A 13,864-nucleotide genomic window follows, 5' to 3' on the forward strand; every position below is an offset into this window, starting at 1 on the left:
ATATTTTTAGGAGCTGGTCAGATGGATGTGACCGTCAAGCCCGCAGGAGCCGACTGCAAGGGTGTGAGCGAGATTCTCAACCGTGTCGGCGACAAATGGACGATCCAGGTGGTCGTTGCACTCCGCGCGGGTTCGCAGCGTTTCAACGCAATCAAGCGGCATGTGGGCGGCATTTCGCAACAAATGCTGACGAGGACGCTTAAGACACTGGAACGCGACGGCATGGTCGAACGCGCCGTTCGCCACAGCACGCCGCCGCAGGTCGAATACGCGCTAACGCCGCTCGGACATTCCCTGTCGGAAACCGCGCGGCATCTCGCCGATTGGGCGGCAGCCCATCAACGACAGATCGAAGACAACCGCCTTCATTACGACGCTCGTCAGCTTTGATGGATCCGCAATCCAATGGCTGGCAGCCGTTCAACAATCGGACCTGAATAGAAAGTCCGCAACGGGCTGATAGAAGCCTTTACAAATGAGTTGATTGGGCGAGAACCGACGTTGGTGGCATTTGGCTACACAACACCTAACCGGTTTACTTCACCGTTCCTTCTCTCCGTGTTGTGGAGAGATAGCTGGGACCAGGGGCAGACGCGCGGCAACGGCGTACGCGCCTGACCAGCCTCAGCTCCCATTGATTAAACCGCCTGCCCGCAGACCCGGCAAAACCGGCGCACTGTCTCGGCCATGCCGTATTCCAGCGCATCGGCCGTCAGCCCATGACCGATGGAAGCTTCGGCGAGCGCCGGAATGCGCTTCAGCAGCGCTGGCAAATTCGCAACCGTCAGATCATGGCCGGCATTGATGGCAAGACCGCTAGCAAACGCGGCATCGGCCGTCTTGCCCAGTGCCTCAAGGATGACAGCCGCCCGCTCCGGCGCATCATAGCAGCCGCCATAGGGGCCAGTGTAAAGCTCGATGCGATCGGCGCCGACATGCTTGGCAATCTTCACCGCTTCGGCATCGCCGTCACCATCCGCAAACAGCGAAACGCGGCAGCCAATCGTCTTGTATTTGGCGACAACATCGGCCAGCAGATTGTGGTTCTTGCGGAAATCCCAGCCGTGATCCGAGGTCGCCTGCGACGGATCGTCCGGCACCAATGTCACCTGCTCAGGTTCGACGGAAGCGCAGAGATCGAAGAATTCGTCGGACGGGTAGCCCTCGATATTGAACTCGGCTTCCGGAAACTCGTCGTCGATCAGCGCCCGGATCTCGGGCAGATCGGAGAAGCGGATATGCCTCTGATCCGGCCGTGGATGCACAGTCAAACCGCTGGCACCGGCGGCCAGCGCAATTCGTCCGAGCCCCGTAACACTCGGCCAGGGCAGATCTCGCCGATTGCGCAGCATTGCGATGGCGTTGAGGTTCACGGAAAGCTTGGCAGGCATGATCGAAATCCATGATTTTCAAAGAGGATGATGGCGTCGTTTTATGCCATTGCGGGCCGCAAGACCAACGAGATTCGAACATCGATCCATGCAAAAGATTGATGATCTTTTGCTCGAGACAATGTCGCTCAACCTCGCGGGATGCAAAGAGCGCCATCATCAACGTTGCGAAAGAGAAAAGCAGCCCTAGCGGACGATCGTCAGCGTCTCGGCGGCGCGCGTGATCGCCGTATAGAGCCAGCGCTCGCGCGTGTCGCGGAACGCCCAGCTTTCGTCGAACAGCACGACATTGTTCCACTGCGAGCCCTGCGCCTTGTGCACGGTCAGCGCATAGCCGTAATCGAACTCATCGTAACGCTTGCGCGTCGACCAGGGGATTTCGCCGTCGACTTCCTCGAAGGCCTGCTTCAAGAGCTTGATCTTCGCAGCACCCCGATCCATGTCATCGTCTTCCGGCCGGATCAGCAGGTTGATACCAGGCTTCGTCGTTTCCTTGGAAGAGGTCATCACCTGCCAGAGCGAGCCGTTGAGCAGGCCCTTGGCGGGATCGTTGCGCAGGCAGACCAGCTTGTCGCCGGATTGCGGATATTCGGTCGCAAAGCCCTTGAGTTCGCGCAGACGCTGATTGTAGCGCTTGCGGGTGCGGTTGGTGCCGACCAGCACCTGATCCGCGTCCATCACCAAGGGCTGCGTGACCTCATTCTTCGAAATCACCTTTGCCGCGCCGTAGTCGCCGTGCATGATCTCCTTGCCCTCACGCACATGCATGGCGAGCTGGATGATCGGATTGTCGCGGGCCTGGCGGTGAATATCCGTCAGCAGATAATCCGGCTCTTCGTTGGTGAAGAAGCCGCCGCCCGAAATCGGCGGCAGCTGACCGGGATCGCCGAGCACGAGGATCGGCGTGCCGAAGCTCATCAGATCCTTGCCGAGCGCCTCATCCACCATCGAACATTCGTCGACAATGATCAGCGCCGCCTTGGCGACCGGGCTCTGCCGGTTGATGGTGAACATCGGCGCGATCGAGGTCTTGCCGGTCTCTTCATCCTCGACGGCCTCCTCGCCGCGCGGGCGATAGATCAACGAATGGATGGTCCTGGCATTGCTGGCGCCGCGCGAGCGCAACACCTGCGCCGCCTTGCCGGTGAAGGCGGCAAACAGCACGTCGCCATCGACATGCTCGGCAAAATGCCGCGCAAGCGTCGTCTTGCCCGTGCCGGCATAGCCGAACAGACGGAACAGCGGCGAGCGCCCCTCTTTCAGCCATTTGGCAACGGCCTTGAGCGCTTCATCTTGTTGCGGCGCGAATTGCATCGCTCGACTTGGCAGGATTCGGCCCAAGGACGCAAGCGGTAAAAGCCGTTCAGCGCTGCGGATCGTTTTCCAAGAGGATCGGCTTGCCATGCGGTGTTGCCTCCGCCGCGCGCTGCCAGCTTTTCTGCAGATCGAGGAGCACGCCGGCATCGGCAACGCCGTGGCTGACCAGCAGGCCGGACAGTGCCGACACCCAGCAGTCGAAATAGTCGCTGCCGTCTTCCGCCCGGTCAGGCCTGTGCAGCTCTGCCGAAAGCCGCTCCGCCCACTCGCCCCAACTGAACAGCCCCTTCGCATGCAGATGCACGGTCATTGCGAAAGCCTCCGCCGCCCAGGGCTCCGGAAAGACCGGTTCGCCATCGGCGGATTTCGGCAGTTGCGGCGATTGTGCCAAGGGTGACACTGTCTCACACGCGCTCAAGATAGCTCTCCCAGGCATCGATGGAGATGGTGAGCGAAGGATCGGCGCCCTCGCCCCAGATTTCCGGAGCATCGAAGACGACGGTGTAGACCCATTGCGGATTCTCACCCTTGCCATGAGCATTGTCATCGGGAAAGACGAAGGAGCCCTGCACGGCCTCCACCACTCCGGCCTTCGCACGAGCATAGCGCGGCAGGCGGGTATGTCCCGTTGGATTGAAATTCTTCGTCCGCACGCGATCGCCGACTGCAAAAAGCGCCGCTGTCTCGACCGGCCTGTCGCAAGGCCCGCCCTTGGCGAGAACGCCGGCAACCATATCGGCCTTCAGCACACGCTTCGGCACAGCACCTTGCTGCGACGAATGGCCGGCCTGCAATTCCTCACCCGTTGCAAAGCCGTGCCGTTCCAGAAGCATCTCGATGCCACGCATCCAGATTTCATAATAGCTGGCGGCAAGGTATTCTGCGGGCGGAATGCTTTCGCGCGCATGCCGGCTTTCATCGATGGTCCAGGCGCCGAAAGCGCCGCAGGACAGCGTGATGCCGAGCGCGCGCTTTTCCCATTCGGCATGGAAATAGGGCTCATTCGGTTCGGGCGCGACCGCTCCGAAACCCATCTGCCCGCCGAGATCGTGCGGCCCGTTCATATCGCCGCCTCCGGTGCCTTGGCGATCGCCGTGCCGATCATGGCATCGCGGCTGACAAGATCGGCAAGCGCCGTCTCGCCCATACCCTCGGTGCCATCGGGACGTTCGGGAATGACCAGATAACGCAGTTCCGCCGTCGAATCCCACACGCGGATCTTCTGACCCTGCGGCAGCGTCAGCCCGAATTCGGCCAGCACGCCGCGCGGATCGATAACGGCGCGCGAGCGATAGGCCGGCGCCTTGTACCAGACCGGCGGCAGGCCGAGCACGGCCCAGGGATAGCAGGAGCAAAGCGTACAGACGACGAGGTTATGCGTCTCCGGCGTATTGAAGACCGCGCGCATATGCTCGCCCTGCCGGCCGGTGAAACCGAGGCTGGCAATCGCCGCCGTCGCATCGCGCTTCAACCAGTCGGTAAACTCCGGATCGCTCCAGGCCTTGGCAACCACCTGCGCGCCATTGCGCGGTCCGACCTTCGTCTCGTAGGTCTCCACGATGGCATCGATCGCCAAGGGATCGATCAGCCCCTTTTCCGTCAGCAACGTCTCCAGCGCCTTCACGCGCGCCTGCATGTCGGAATAATGATTGTCGTGATCATGGTGATGATGGTCGTTGTCGTGATGCGAATGCCCGCTGGACATGACTGTCTCCCGTCTGGTCTGCCGTTACTTTAGCATCGGCCAGAGGCTGAGCACCAGCAGGACCGCCATGGTGATATTGAACCATTTCAACCGGACCGGATCGGAAAGCCAGTCGCGCAGAGCTGAGCCAAAGCCCGCCCAGGTCGAGACGCTCGGCACGTTGACGGCTGCGAAAGCAAAACCGACAAGCAGCACGCTGACGAGATAAAGCTGCTCGTTGGTGTAGGTCGCCATCGCCGTCACCGCCATCACCCAGGCCTTGGGATTGACCCATTGAAAGGCGGCCGCACTCAGGAAACTCATCGGCTGCGCACCACTTTCCTTCTCTGCAATGCTGCGCGAGGTGGCGATCTTCCAGGCAATCCAGACGAGATAGGCGCCGCCAGCGAACTTCAGGGCAGTGTAGAGCAGCGGCACGGTATGCAGCAGCGCACCGAGCCCCAGCCCGACACCGAGCAACAATACGAAGAAGCCGACACCGATCCCGAGCATATGCGGGATCGTGCGGCGGAAACCGAAATTCACGCCCGATGCGAACAGCATCATATTGTTCGGGCCCGGCGTGATCGAGGTTGTAAAAGCGAACAGTAGAAGAGCCAGAAACGTATCCAGCGCCATAAAGCCTCCTTGGACACCGCTCCGTTATGACAAGCGGTGTCCATTTCATTCATTGCGATGCGCCATATCATGGCGGCGCATATCTGGCACATCCCTAATTCGCCGTGGATTCGAATGCCATAGGACGATTGTCACAGTGACATGAATGGTCTTGGTTGAAATCCCGATAAACGGACTTATCCTTGACCCTTCTCGCAACGAGGACAGGCCATGTACGATCCCATTCCCACCGTCACCCTCCCCTCCGGCATCACGGTACCAGCACTTGGCCAGGGCACATGGAATATGGGCGAAAATGCCGCCCGCGCCAAGGATGAGATTGCCAGCCTGAAGGCCGGTCTCGACCTCGGCATGACGCTGATCGACACCGCCGAGATGTATGCCGCAGGCGGCTCGGAGGAAATCGTCGGCAAGGCCATTGAGGGGCAGCGCGACGAGGTGTTCCTGGTCAGCAAGGTCTATCCCCATAATGCCAGCCGCAAAGGCACGATCGAGGCTTGCGAGCGCAGCCTGAAGCGCATGAAAACCGATCGCATCGACCTCTATCTGCTGCATTGGCGTGGCGAGCATCCGCTGGTCGAAACGGTCGCCGCTTTCGAAAGTCTGAAGACTTCGGGAAAGATCGGCGCATGGGGCGTGTCGAATTTCGATGTCGGCGACATGGAGGAACTACTTGCGGTTCCAAACGGCGGCAACGTCGCCGCCAATCAGGTGCTCTATAATCTCGTCCGGCGCGGCGTCGAATATGACGTGCTGCCCTGGTGCCAGGAGCGTAGCATCCCGGTCATGGCTTATTCGCCGATCGAACAGGGGCGGTTGCTGCATCATCCCGACCTGATCCACATCGCCAAGACCTATCAGGCGACCCCGGCCCAGGTGGCGCTCGCCTTCCTGCTGGAGCGCGACGGCGTAATCGCCATCCCCAAAAGCTCCAACCCGCAGCGAGTGGAGGAAAATCGCGACGCAGTTTCGCTCGACATCAGTGATGAAGACTGGGCCGCCCTCGACGCCGCCTTCCCGCCGCCATCGCGGAGGAAGCCGCTGGAAATGCTTTAAGCACGCGCCTCGGCGCGTTGCTGAGCAACGATCAGATCGATCGCCTGGAAGACATCAAGCAAGCGCCAATCGGCGGGATCGCGGTAGGTCGGATAAAGCGAAAAGGCAGCCGCCGCGATCTGGTCGACCGTCCGCAGCTTCGTTCTGTTCCCGGCAAGCGTCGCCTTCGCAAAGACGCCAAAATGATCCTCCGTGACACCCCAGCCGGCATAGAAAGGCGCGGCGTAGCAGCGGACCGGAATGCCCCGCAGCAACGCATCGAAGCCGAACTGACTGGAGACCGTCCAGACCTCATCCACGACATCAAGAATCGACGCTACCGACACTTCATCATTGAGAAATATCGACCCGCCCTTTGCGGCGACATCCGTGGAAAGATATCCTTTTGCGTGGCCGGCCATGACATCCGGATGCGTCCGGATCAGGCATTGCGCGCCGCTTGCCAACGCGTCGGCCAGCATCCGCTCGAACGAGGCGCGCGAACCGAGCGCCTTGCCGACGGAGATATCACCGACGACCTGATCGACCAGCAGGATGCGACGCTTTGTCGTCCACTCGATCGCTGGCGCCCTGTGCGGCAGGTGATTGTATTTCGAGAGCCTGTTGCCGACGATCTGCTCGCGGATGGCCTTGCCCAGCGCGCCTACCTCGTCCGCGCCGGCGATCAGCCGCTCCAGGCGCGAGGGCCGGCTCGCGTCCACCGGCAGACCGAGATCGTCAACCACGATGGAAAGCGGCATGGCGCCCGCCTTCCCCAATCCGACCGAGCGCAAAAAGCCGTCTTCGAGATTCCAGCGCGGCAGACCGCGCAACCGTGAAATCGCCGCCGCCGTCTTTGCCGGCACGCGGCCACCCCAGGACAGCACGCCGCCGATGCCGGGCGACAGGGTGGTCGCAATCTTCTGCGCGCCAAAATAGTGGCCAAGCCAGGGAAAGGCATTGCGGACGTAGAAGGTGGCGCCGAGACGCATACCATCAGGCGGATACCAGCTCTTTTCACTGGCTTCCGACAAATGATCCCCGGTCGAAAAACCCACCTATGCTACTCCGCCTGAGATAGGGCCTGTCATGCCCCGAACGCCGCGAAACCTATGCGACGCCCGGAGATCGGTCAATGACGGGTGTATCTCACATCCCCTGCGGGCCGCGGTTCATCGCCGCGATGCCGGTGCGGCAGACCTCGATCAGGCCCAGCGGCTTGATGATGGCCACGAACTGGTCGATCTTCGAGGACTTGCCGGTGATTTCCAGGATGAAATGCTCGATGGTGGCATCCACCACCTTGGCGTGGAAGGCGTCGGCCAGGCGCAGCGTTTCGGCGCGAGCCTCACCGTTTCCGGTAACCTTCAGCAGCGCAACTTCGCGCTCGATCGGCCGTTCCTGGCCGAGTTCGCGGGCGCGCACCGTCAGGTCGACGACACGATGAACGGGTACGATGCGCTCGAGTTGCGCCTTGATCTGCTCCAGCACCTGCGGCGTACCGCGCGTAACGACGGTGATACGCGACAGATGTGCCTGATGCTCGGTCTCCGAAACCGTGAGGCTCTCGATGTTGTAGCCACGGCCGGAGAAAAGGCCGATGACACGGGCAAGCACGCCCGGCTCGTTGTCGACGAGGACCGATAGCGTATGGCTCTCGGCCGCCGCCGTTTCCGGCGAAATGAAGTAGGCGGAGCCCGTGGGTTGAAGGTGTGCGTTCATTGTCCTTGTTCCGTTTCCTCGGTTCTTATCTTCGGGAAGTCAGCACGGCGTCTGCAATATAGCGGCTAGTAGAAAGGACCGGGACACGGGAAATTCCCCGGGGTCCCGGCAATCCGGTCAAACGAGTTGCCGGCCCTTGGCGTCGATGGCGTTGGCGACGGCCTCGTCGGTGGCTTCGTCCGGCAGCAGCATTTCGTTATGCGCCTTGCCCGATGGGATCATCGGGAAGCAATTGGCGAGATTGGCGACGCGGCAATCGAAAATGACCGGCTTGTCGACGTCGATCATCTCCTGGATCATCGCATCGAGATCGCCGGGCTTTTCGCAGCGCAGACCAACGGCGCCATAGGCCTCCGCCAGCTTGACGAAATCGGGCATGGCTTCCGTATAGGAGTTTGACAGGCGGTTGCCGTGCAGCAGCTGCTGCCATTGGCGCACCATACCCATGTACTGGTTGTTCAGGATGAAGATCTTGATTGGCGCATTGTGCTGGATCGCCGCCGACATTTCCTGAATGCACATCTGGATCGAAGCATCGCCGGCGATATCGATGACCAGGCTTTCCGGATGGGCGATCTGCACGCCGAGAGCTGCCGGCAGGCCGTAGCCCATGGTGCCGAGGCCGCCCGAGGTCATCCAGCGGTTCGGTTCCTCGAAGCCGTAGAACTGCGCCGCCCACATCTGGTGCTGGCCGACTTCGGTCGTGATGTAGGTATCGCGATGCTTGGTCAGTTCGTAGAGGCGCTGGATGGCATATTGCGGCATGATGACATCGCCGCTCTGCTTGTAGGCGAAGGAATTGCGCGCACGCCAACGGGCGATGTTCGCCCACCAGTCGCCGAGACGATCGGCAGCCGGCTTCTGCGGCAAGGCGCGCCACAGGCGGATCATGTCTTCCAGAACATTGCCGACATCACCGACAATGCCGATATCGACGTGAACGTTCTTGTTGATCGACGACGGGTCGATGTCGATGTGGATCTTTTTCGAATTCGGCGAAAAGGCATTCAGGCGGCCGGTAATACGGTCGTCGAAACGCGCGCCGATGCAGACCATGACGTCGCAATCATGCATCGCCATGTTGGCCTCGTAGGAACCGTGCATGCCGAGCATGCCGAGCCAGCTCTTGCCCGATGCCGGATAGGCGCCGAGACCCATCAGCGTCGAGGTGATCGGGAAGCCGGTCAGCTCGACCAGTTCGCGCAGCAGCTTCGAGGCTTCCGGTCCGGAATTGACGACACCGCCACCGGAATAGATGACCGGTTGGCGCGCATTCGCCATCAGCTCGATGGCCTGCTTGATCTTGTTGAGGTCGCCCTGAAGCTTGGGCTGATAGCTCTTCTGGACATCATGCGCTTCCGGCGGCGTATAGGTGCCGGTGGCGAACTGAACGTCTTTCGGAATGTCGACGACAACAGGACCCGGACGGCCGGACTGGGCGATGCGGAATGCCTCGTGAATGACGGCGGCGAGCTTGTTGACGTCCTTGACCAGCCAGTTGTGCTTGGTGCAAGGCCGCGTGATGCCAACCGTGTCGCATTCCTGGAATGCGTCCGAGCCGATCAGCGAAGTGGGAACCTGACCGGTCAGGCAGACCAGCGGGATCGAATCCATCAGCGCGTCCTGCAATGGCGTGACCGCATTCGTCGCGCCGGGACCGGAGGTAACCAGCATGACGCCGACCTTGCCGGTCGAACGGGCATAGCCTTCAGCCGCATGACCCGCGCCCTGTTCGTGGCGAACGAGAATGTGCTGGATATCGTCCTGCTGGAAGATCTCGTCATAGATCGGAAGAACAGCGCCGCCCGGATAACCGAAGATGTGTTCGACGCCATTGTCCTTGAGCGCCCGCAACACGATCTCCGCGCCTGTCATCTGATTGCTGCTCGCCTGATTATCTGTGCCGGTCATACGTTTGTTCCGCTATCTGCTAGAGGTTTGGAAAGATGAAATCTCGATTTCGGGCATAAAAAAAGGCTCCTTGGGGAGCCTGTTGTCTTGCGCATGGGTGGCTATCGCCGGACGGTTACACCATCCTGCCCATGCGCATTCCCACCACGATAAGAGCCGTCGAGTTTTTCATGGGCTGGAGTGATAGACAGAAAATTTCCAAGCGTCAACGCATTCCGCAATAAAAAATCGCGGGGCGCACCGCTCCCTTTAAAAAGCACAGCCGCCCGAAAGGGTTTTATTAAGCCGCCATCCCTATGCTCCATTTCCTAACGCTGGGAGTATCCGTTTGCTCAATAACGACTTGCAGACGTCCGGCAAAGCTGGAGACCTTGATCGCCGTGACGGACTGAAGCCGGGAAATCGTTTCCTCGGCCGCGTCGTCGCGTGCACCGGTTCCAGGGCAACTATTGCCGCGGTCGCCGAGGATGGCGGCACCGATCTGACCGAGCTGTGGTCCGTCGGCAAGCTCATCTCGATCAGCGTCGGCACCAATCGCGTCGCGGCCCTCGTCTACGCCATGAATACCGGCAATAGCGGCTGGGGCGAAGGTGAGGACAATCTTTTCCGCATCGAGGTGGAGTTGCTGGGCGAAGTCCGCGTCGGATTGAGCGGCCGCGAGGAATTTTCGAGCGGCATTTCCGCCTATCCCTATCTCGGAGCGATTGCACACCGCATCCGCGCCGCCGACCTCATGCGTATCTATGACGCCGGCAAGGACAGCAGTTGCGTCATCGGCAAGCTGACGCAGGATGAGAGCATCGACGCCGCGATCCATGTCCCCTCGATGCTGGCCAAGCATTTTGCCGTGGTCGGCTCGACCGGCGTTGGCAAGTCGACCGCAGTCTCGTTGCTCCTGCACAAGGCGATCGCTTCCGATCCCAAGCTGCGCGTGCTGATCCTCGACCCTCACAATGAATTCGCCGCCGCCTTCCCCAAGCACTCCGTCGTCATCGATACCGATACGCTCGACCTGCCCTTCTGGCTGATGCGGCTGGAGGAATTCGCCGAGGTCATCTTTCGCGGTCGTCCGCCGATCGCCGACGAACTGGACATGTTGCGCGACATCATTCCCGAGGCGAAGCGCGCCTTTCGCGGCAGCGACTCGCCGTTGATGCGCCGCCAGTCCGAGAAAAGCTCGGTGACCGCCGATACGCCAGTACCTTACCGCATGGCCGACCTGCTGGCCCTGATCGACGAGCGCATCGGCCGGCTTGAGGGGCGCCAGGAAAAACCGCATCTTCGCTCCCTGAAAATGCGCGTCATCTCGGCAATCAACGATCCCCGCTACCATTTCATGTTCTCCAACAACACGATCAGCGACACGATCATGGAGACGATCGCGCAGATCTTCCGCATTCCGGGCGACGACAAGCCGATCTGCACCTTTCAGCTCGCCGGCATCCCCTCCGAAGTCGTCAACTCCGTCGCCTCCGTCCTCTGCCGCATGGCCTTCGAACTCACACTCTGGAGCGATGGCGCGATCCACATGCTCGTCGTCTGCGAGGAGGCGCATCGCTATATCCCGGCCGACCCGACACTCGGCTTCTTCCCGACCCGCCAGGCGATCGCCCGCATTGCCAAGGAAGGCCGTAAATACGGCGTATCGCTCGGCATCATCACCCAGCGTCCGGGCGAACTCGACCAGACAATCCTGTCGCAATGCTCGACGGTGTTTGCCATGCGCCTGGCCAATGACCGCGACCAGGACATCATCCGTTCCGCCATTCCGAATTCCTCGATCTCGACCACCAGCTTCCTCTCCTCCATCGGCAACGGCGAAGCCATCGCGTTTGGCGAGGCGATTGCCGTGCCGATGCGCATGCGCTTCTCCCGCGTCGAGGAGCATCTGCTGCCCAAGGCCAATGGCAGCGTTGCGAGAACGAGCGAGGACACGCCCGATACCGTCGACTTGCGCACCGTCGTCAGCCGCATGCGCTCGATCGCGGGCCCCGATATCTCCGCATTCCAGCAGAGCTACGCGGCTTTGAACGACACGGCGGATGATATGGATGAGGATTTCAACAATGATCATGTCGAACAGCCAGCACCCACACCGCAGCCGACAAGAATTGTCGCGCCGCCGATAGAACCCTATCGACCCGACATGCTTCCGCGCGCTCCGGTACCCACCGTCGACACCACACCCCGGACATCGATCGATAGCCGGCTTGCCGAACTACGTCGCGACTATCGTGGCGAGGACAACTCGGGCAACCAGCCACACCCGGCAAGGGACGTCGCCACGGCGCCACGGCGCGAAGCCGGCCTGTCCCTGCGCGACAGCATCCTGAAGAAGCCGCTGAGCAGCCTTTATAATAAGGATTGATACCGGTTACGGACTAACGCGCTCCCAGCTCTCGTCCATCTGGTTGCGAAACCATGTCATTTGCCGCTTGGCATATTGCCGCGTCGCGGTCGCACCCGCGTCCAGAACCTCCGCGCGTGTCATCTCACCTCTCAGCATCGCGGCGATCTGCGATACGCCAATCGCCTTCATGACGGGCATTTCCGGTGACAGGTTCAACGCCAGCAGCGCTTTCACCTCATCTTCCGCCCCCATGGCAAGCATCTTCTCGAAACGGCCGTTGATGCGCTGATGCAAAATAGCGCGATCCGGCAGCACGACGATTTTCCGCGCACGATTGGCGTCGATAATGACGGGGCCTGTCTTGCCCCGAAAAGCCGCGATGGATTGCCCCGTCGCCTCGATCACCTCCAGGGCACGCACGATACGTTGTCCGTCTTGCGGATTGAGGCTTTCCGCCACGGTGGGATCGCGATTGAGGAGCTCACGATACAGCTCGCCAGTCCCCTCCACCAGCAACCGCTCCCGCAGGCGGCTGCGAATCTCCGTAGGGATATCGGGCATGTCGGAAAGCCCACCGGTCAGCGCCTTGAAATAGAGCCCGGTGCCGCCGACAAAGACAGGCATGCGCCCGTCCTTGCGCAATTGCGCCACCAATGCGGCCGCCTCGCGCAGCCAGAGGCCCGTGGAATAAGCTTGCCCCGCCGGCACATGGCCGTAAAGATGATGCGGAATGCCAGCCATATCCGCTTCAGACGGACGGGCCGTCAGCACGCTGAGCGTATCATAAACCTGCATGCTGTCGGCATTGACCACAACGCCGCCATGCGCGCGCGCCAATTCCACCGCAAGCGCGGACTTGCCGCTGGCGGTCGGCCCGGTTATCAGGATCGCGTCGATATCGCTCATAGGATTTCTGATCATGGCCTTCGTTGCCACGCTTATTGCCAATCCGTCAAACCCCGTTCTCGCTCCGGCCATCGCCGAACGGGCATCGGACGCCGTCAACGCTTCGGGACTCTATTGGCTGGCGGACGGCATCGCTTGCGATATCGCGTTACGCGACGGCGCTGACCTGCAGGCCGCTGAAGCCAACATTCTCGCCGTCATCGGCAGCGCGCCGATCGATCTGGTTATCCAGGATGCGGAGACGCGGCGCAAGAAGCTGCTGATCGCTGACATGGATTCGACCATGATCGGAGAGGAGTGCATTGATGAACTGGCAGCCGAGGTCGGCCTCAAGGATAAGGTCGCAACGATTACCGCCCGCGCCATGAACGGCGAGATCGCCTTCGAGCCGGCGCTGCGCGAGCGCGTCGCTCTTCTGAAAGGTCTGCCGATCTCTGTTGTCGACGAGGTCATTGCCAAGCGCATTACCCTCACCCCGGGAGGACCCGAACTGATCGCCACGATGAAGGCGAAGGGCTACTACGCCGCCCTCGTCTCCGGCGGATTCACCGTCTTCACGAGCCGCATCGCCGCGACGCTCGGTTTCGATGAGGACCGTGCCAACATCCTGCTGGAAGATAACGGCATTCTGACGGGCCTTGTCGCCGAACCGATCCTCGGCAAGCAGGCCAAGGTCGACGCGCTCAACGATATCGCCGAAAAGCTCGGCATCTCCACGAATGATGCTCTCGCCGTCGGCGACGGCGCCAACGATCTCGGCATGCTGCAACTCGCCGGCTCCGGCGTCGCCCTGCACGCCAAACCATCCGTTGCCGCAGAAGCCAAGATGCGTATCGATCACGGCGACCTGACCGCCCTGCTCTACATCCAGGGCTACCGCAAGAGTGATTTCGTCAGGGCATAATTTCG

14 protein-coding genes are annotated in these 13,864 nt (G+C 61.0%); 4 read left to right on the forward strand and 10 right to left on the reverse strand.

Annotated elements, in window-relative coordinates; translation table 11 throughout:
- The first annotated feature begins 21 nt into the window (after nucleotides 1–21).
- Nucleotides 22–390, forward strand: coding sequence for a winged helix-turn-helix transcriptional regulator (locus EX00_RS07325; RefSeq protein ID WP_047455562.1), 369 nt, complete (start codon nucleotides 22–24; stop codon nucleotides 388–390).
- 248 nt (nucleotides 391–638) lie between these two features.
- Here EX00_RS07325 and EX00_RS07330 read toward each other — a convergent pair whose 3' ends face one another.
- The 6 genes from EX00_RS07330 to EX00_RS07355 all read right to left on the reverse strand — a co-directional run bounded on the left by EX00_RS07330 (nucleotide 639) and on the right by EX00_RS07355 (nucleotide 5,031).
- On the reverse strand, nucleotides 639–1,391 hold the full coding sequence (locus EX00_RS07330) for a pyridoxine 5'-phosphate synthase (protein WP_047455564.1): 753 nt from the start codon (nucleotides 1,389–1,391) through the stop codon (nucleotides 639–641).
- Between the two features lie 186 nt (nucleotides 1,392–1,577).
- Nucleotides 1,578–2,705: an ATP-dependent DNA helicase gene (locus tag EX00_RS07335; RefSeq protein ID WP_047455566.1), complete on the reverse strand. Its 1,128-nt coding sequence runs from the start codon at nucleotides 2,703–2,705 to the stop codon at nucleotides 1,578–1,580.
- Nucleotides 2,706–2,754: 49 nt separating this feature from the next.
- Nucleotides 2,755–3,126 (reverse strand): nitrile hydratase accessory protein, encoded by a 372-nt coding sequence (locus EX00_RS07340; RefSeq protein ID WP_047455568.1) that lies wholly within the window; start codon nucleotides 3,124–3,126, stop codon nucleotides 2,755–2,757.
- On the reverse strand, nucleotides 3,113–3,772 hold the full coding sequence (gene nthB / locus EX00_RS07345) for a nitrile hydratase subunit beta (RefSeq protein WP_047455570.1): 660 nt from the start codon (nucleotides 3,770–3,772) through the stop codon (nucleotides 3,113–3,115). The genes EX00_RS07340 and nthB overlap by 14 nt, the downstream gene beginning before the upstream one ends.
- The gene (gene nthA / locus EX00_RS07350; RefSeq protein WP_047455572.1) at nucleotides 3,769–4,413 is read right to left on the reverse strand and encodes a nitrile hydratase subunit alpha; all 645 of its coding nucleotides are present in this window, start codon (nucleotides 4,411–4,413) and stop codon (nucleotides 3,769–3,771) included. The genes nthB and nthA overlap by 4 nt, the downstream gene beginning before the upstream one ends.
- A 24-nt stretch (nucleotides 4,414–4,437) precedes the next feature.
- Nucleotides 4,438–5,031 carry a LysE family translocator gene (locus EX00_RS07355; RefSeq protein WP_047455574.1) on the reverse strand — a complete coding sequence of 198 codons (594 nt, stop codon included), beginning with the start codon at nucleotides 5,029–5,031 and terminating at the stop codon, nucleotides 4,438–4,440.
- A 210-nt stretch (nucleotides 5,032–5,241) separates the two neighbouring features.
- Between EX00_RS07355 and EX00_RS07360 the strand changes: the two genes are divergently transcribed.
- Nucleotides 5,242–6,087 carry an aldo/keto reductase gene (locus tag EX00_RS07360; protein ID WP_047455576.1) on the forward strand — a complete coding sequence of 282 codons (846 nt, stop codon included), beginning with the start codon at nucleotides 5,242–5,244 and terminating at the stop codon, nucleotides 6,085–6,087.
- Here the strand turns inward: EX00_RS07360 and EX00_RS07365 are convergent.
- The 3 genes from EX00_RS07365 to EX00_RS07375 form a co-directional block, all read right to left on the reverse strand.
- The gene (locus tag EX00_RS07365) at nucleotides 6,084–7,058 is read right to left on the reverse strand and encodes a capsular polysaccharide export protein, LipB/KpsS family (RefSeq protein ID WP_052210711.1); all 975 of its coding nucleotides are present in this window, start codon (nucleotides 7,056–7,058) and stop codon (nucleotides 6,084–6,086) included. The two genes, EX00_RS07360 and EX00_RS07365, sit on opposite strands and share 4 nt — an antisense overlap.
- A 157-nt stretch (nucleotides 7,059–7,215) precedes the next feature.
- Nucleotides 7,216–7,788: an acetolactate synthase small subunit gene (ilvN, locus tag EX00_RS07370; RefSeq protein WP_047455580.1), complete on the reverse strand. Its 573-nt coding sequence runs from the start codon at nucleotides 7,786–7,788 to the stop codon at nucleotides 7,216–7,218.
- 117 nt (nucleotides 7,789–7,905) lie between these two features.
- Entirely contained in the window at nucleotides 7,906–9,699 is a 1,794-nt protein-coding gene (locus EX00_RS07375; protein ID WP_047455582.1) for an acetolactate synthase 3 large subunit, read from the reverse strand.
- 328 nt (nucleotides 9,700–10,027) lie between these two features.
- On the opposite strand from EX00_RS07375, the gene EX00_RS07380 reads away from it, so the two are divergent.
- Nucleotides 10,028–12,067 (forward strand): ATP-binding protein, encoded by a 2,040-nt coding sequence (locus EX00_RS07380; protein ID WP_047455584.1) that lies wholly within the window; start codon nucleotides 10,028–10,030, stop codon nucleotides 12,065–12,067.
- A gap of 6 nt (nucleotides 12,068–12,073) precedes the next feature.
- On the opposite strand, the gene miaA is transcribed toward EX00_RS07380, so the two are convergent.
- On the reverse strand, nucleotides 12,074–12,955 hold the full coding sequence (gene miaA, locus EX00_RS07385; RefSeq protein ID WP_234708985.1) for a tRNA (adenosine(37)-N6)-dimethylallyltransferase MiaA: 882 nt from the start codon (nucleotides 12,953–12,955) through the stop codon (nucleotides 12,074–12,076).
- A gap of 13 nt (nucleotides 12,956–12,968) precedes the next feature.
- On the opposite strand from miaA, the gene serB reads away from it, so the two are divergent.
- Nucleotides 12,969–13,859: a phosphoserine phosphatase SerB gene (gene serB, locus EX00_RS07390; protein ID WP_047455588.1), complete on the forward strand. Its 891-nt coding sequence runs from the start codon at nucleotides 12,969–12,971 to the stop codon at nucleotides 13,857–13,859.
- The last annotated feature ends 5 nt before the right edge of the window (nucleotides 13,860–13,864 follow it).

Source organism: Martinezella rhizogenes, assembly GCF_000799715.1.
Taxonomy (GTDB): domain Bacteria; phylum Pseudomonadota; class Alphaproteobacteria; order Rhizobiales; family Rhizobiaceae; genus Rhizobium; species Rhizobium rhizogenes_C.

Coding starts and splice junctions, on each gene's coding strand:
- EX00_RS07325 (WP_047455562.1), top strand. CDS start 22: ATGGATGTGACCGTCAAGCCCGCAGGAGCCGACTGCAAGGGTGTGAGC.
- EX00_RS07330 (WP_047455564.1), bottom strand. CDS start 1,391: ATGCCTGCCAAGCTTTCCGTGAACCTCAACGCCATCGCAATGCTGCGC.
- EX00_RS07335 (WP_047455566.1), bottom strand. CDS start 2,705: ATGCAATTCGCGCCGCAACAAGATGAAGCGCTCAAGGCCGTTGCCAAA.
- nthB (WP_047455570.1), bottom strand. CDS start 3,772: ATGAACGGGCCGCACGATCTCGGCGGGCAGATGGGTTTCGGAGCGGTC.
- nthA (WP_047455572.1), bottom strand. CDS start 4,413: ATGTCCAGCGGGCATTCGCATCACGACAACGACCATCATCACCATGAT.
- EX00_RS07355 (WP_047455574.1), bottom strand. CDS start 5,031: ATGGCGCTGGATACGTTTCTGGCTCTTCTACTGTTCGCTTTTACAACC.
- EX00_RS07360 (WP_047455576.1), top strand. CDS start 5,242: ATGTACGATCCCATTCCCACCGTCACCCTCCCCTCCGGCATCACGGTA.
- EX00_RS07365 (WP_052210711.1), bottom strand. CDS start 7,058: ATGCGTCTCGGCGCCACCTTCTACGTCCGCAATGCCTTTCCCTGGCTT.
- ilvN (WP_047455580.1), bottom strand. CDS start 7,788: ATGAACGCACACCTTCAACCCACGGGCTCCGCCTACTTCATTTCGCCG.
- EX00_RS07375 (WP_047455582.1), bottom strand. CDS start 9,699: ATGACCGGCACAGATAATCAGGCGAGCAGCAATCAGATGACAGGCGCG.
- miaA (WP_234708985.1), bottom strand. CDS start 12,955: ATGAGCGATATCGACGCGATCCTGATAACCGGGCCGACCGCCAGCGGC.
- serB (WP_047455588.1), top strand. CDS start 12,969: ATGGCCTTCGTTGCCACGCTTATTGCCAATCCGTCAAACCCCGTTCTC.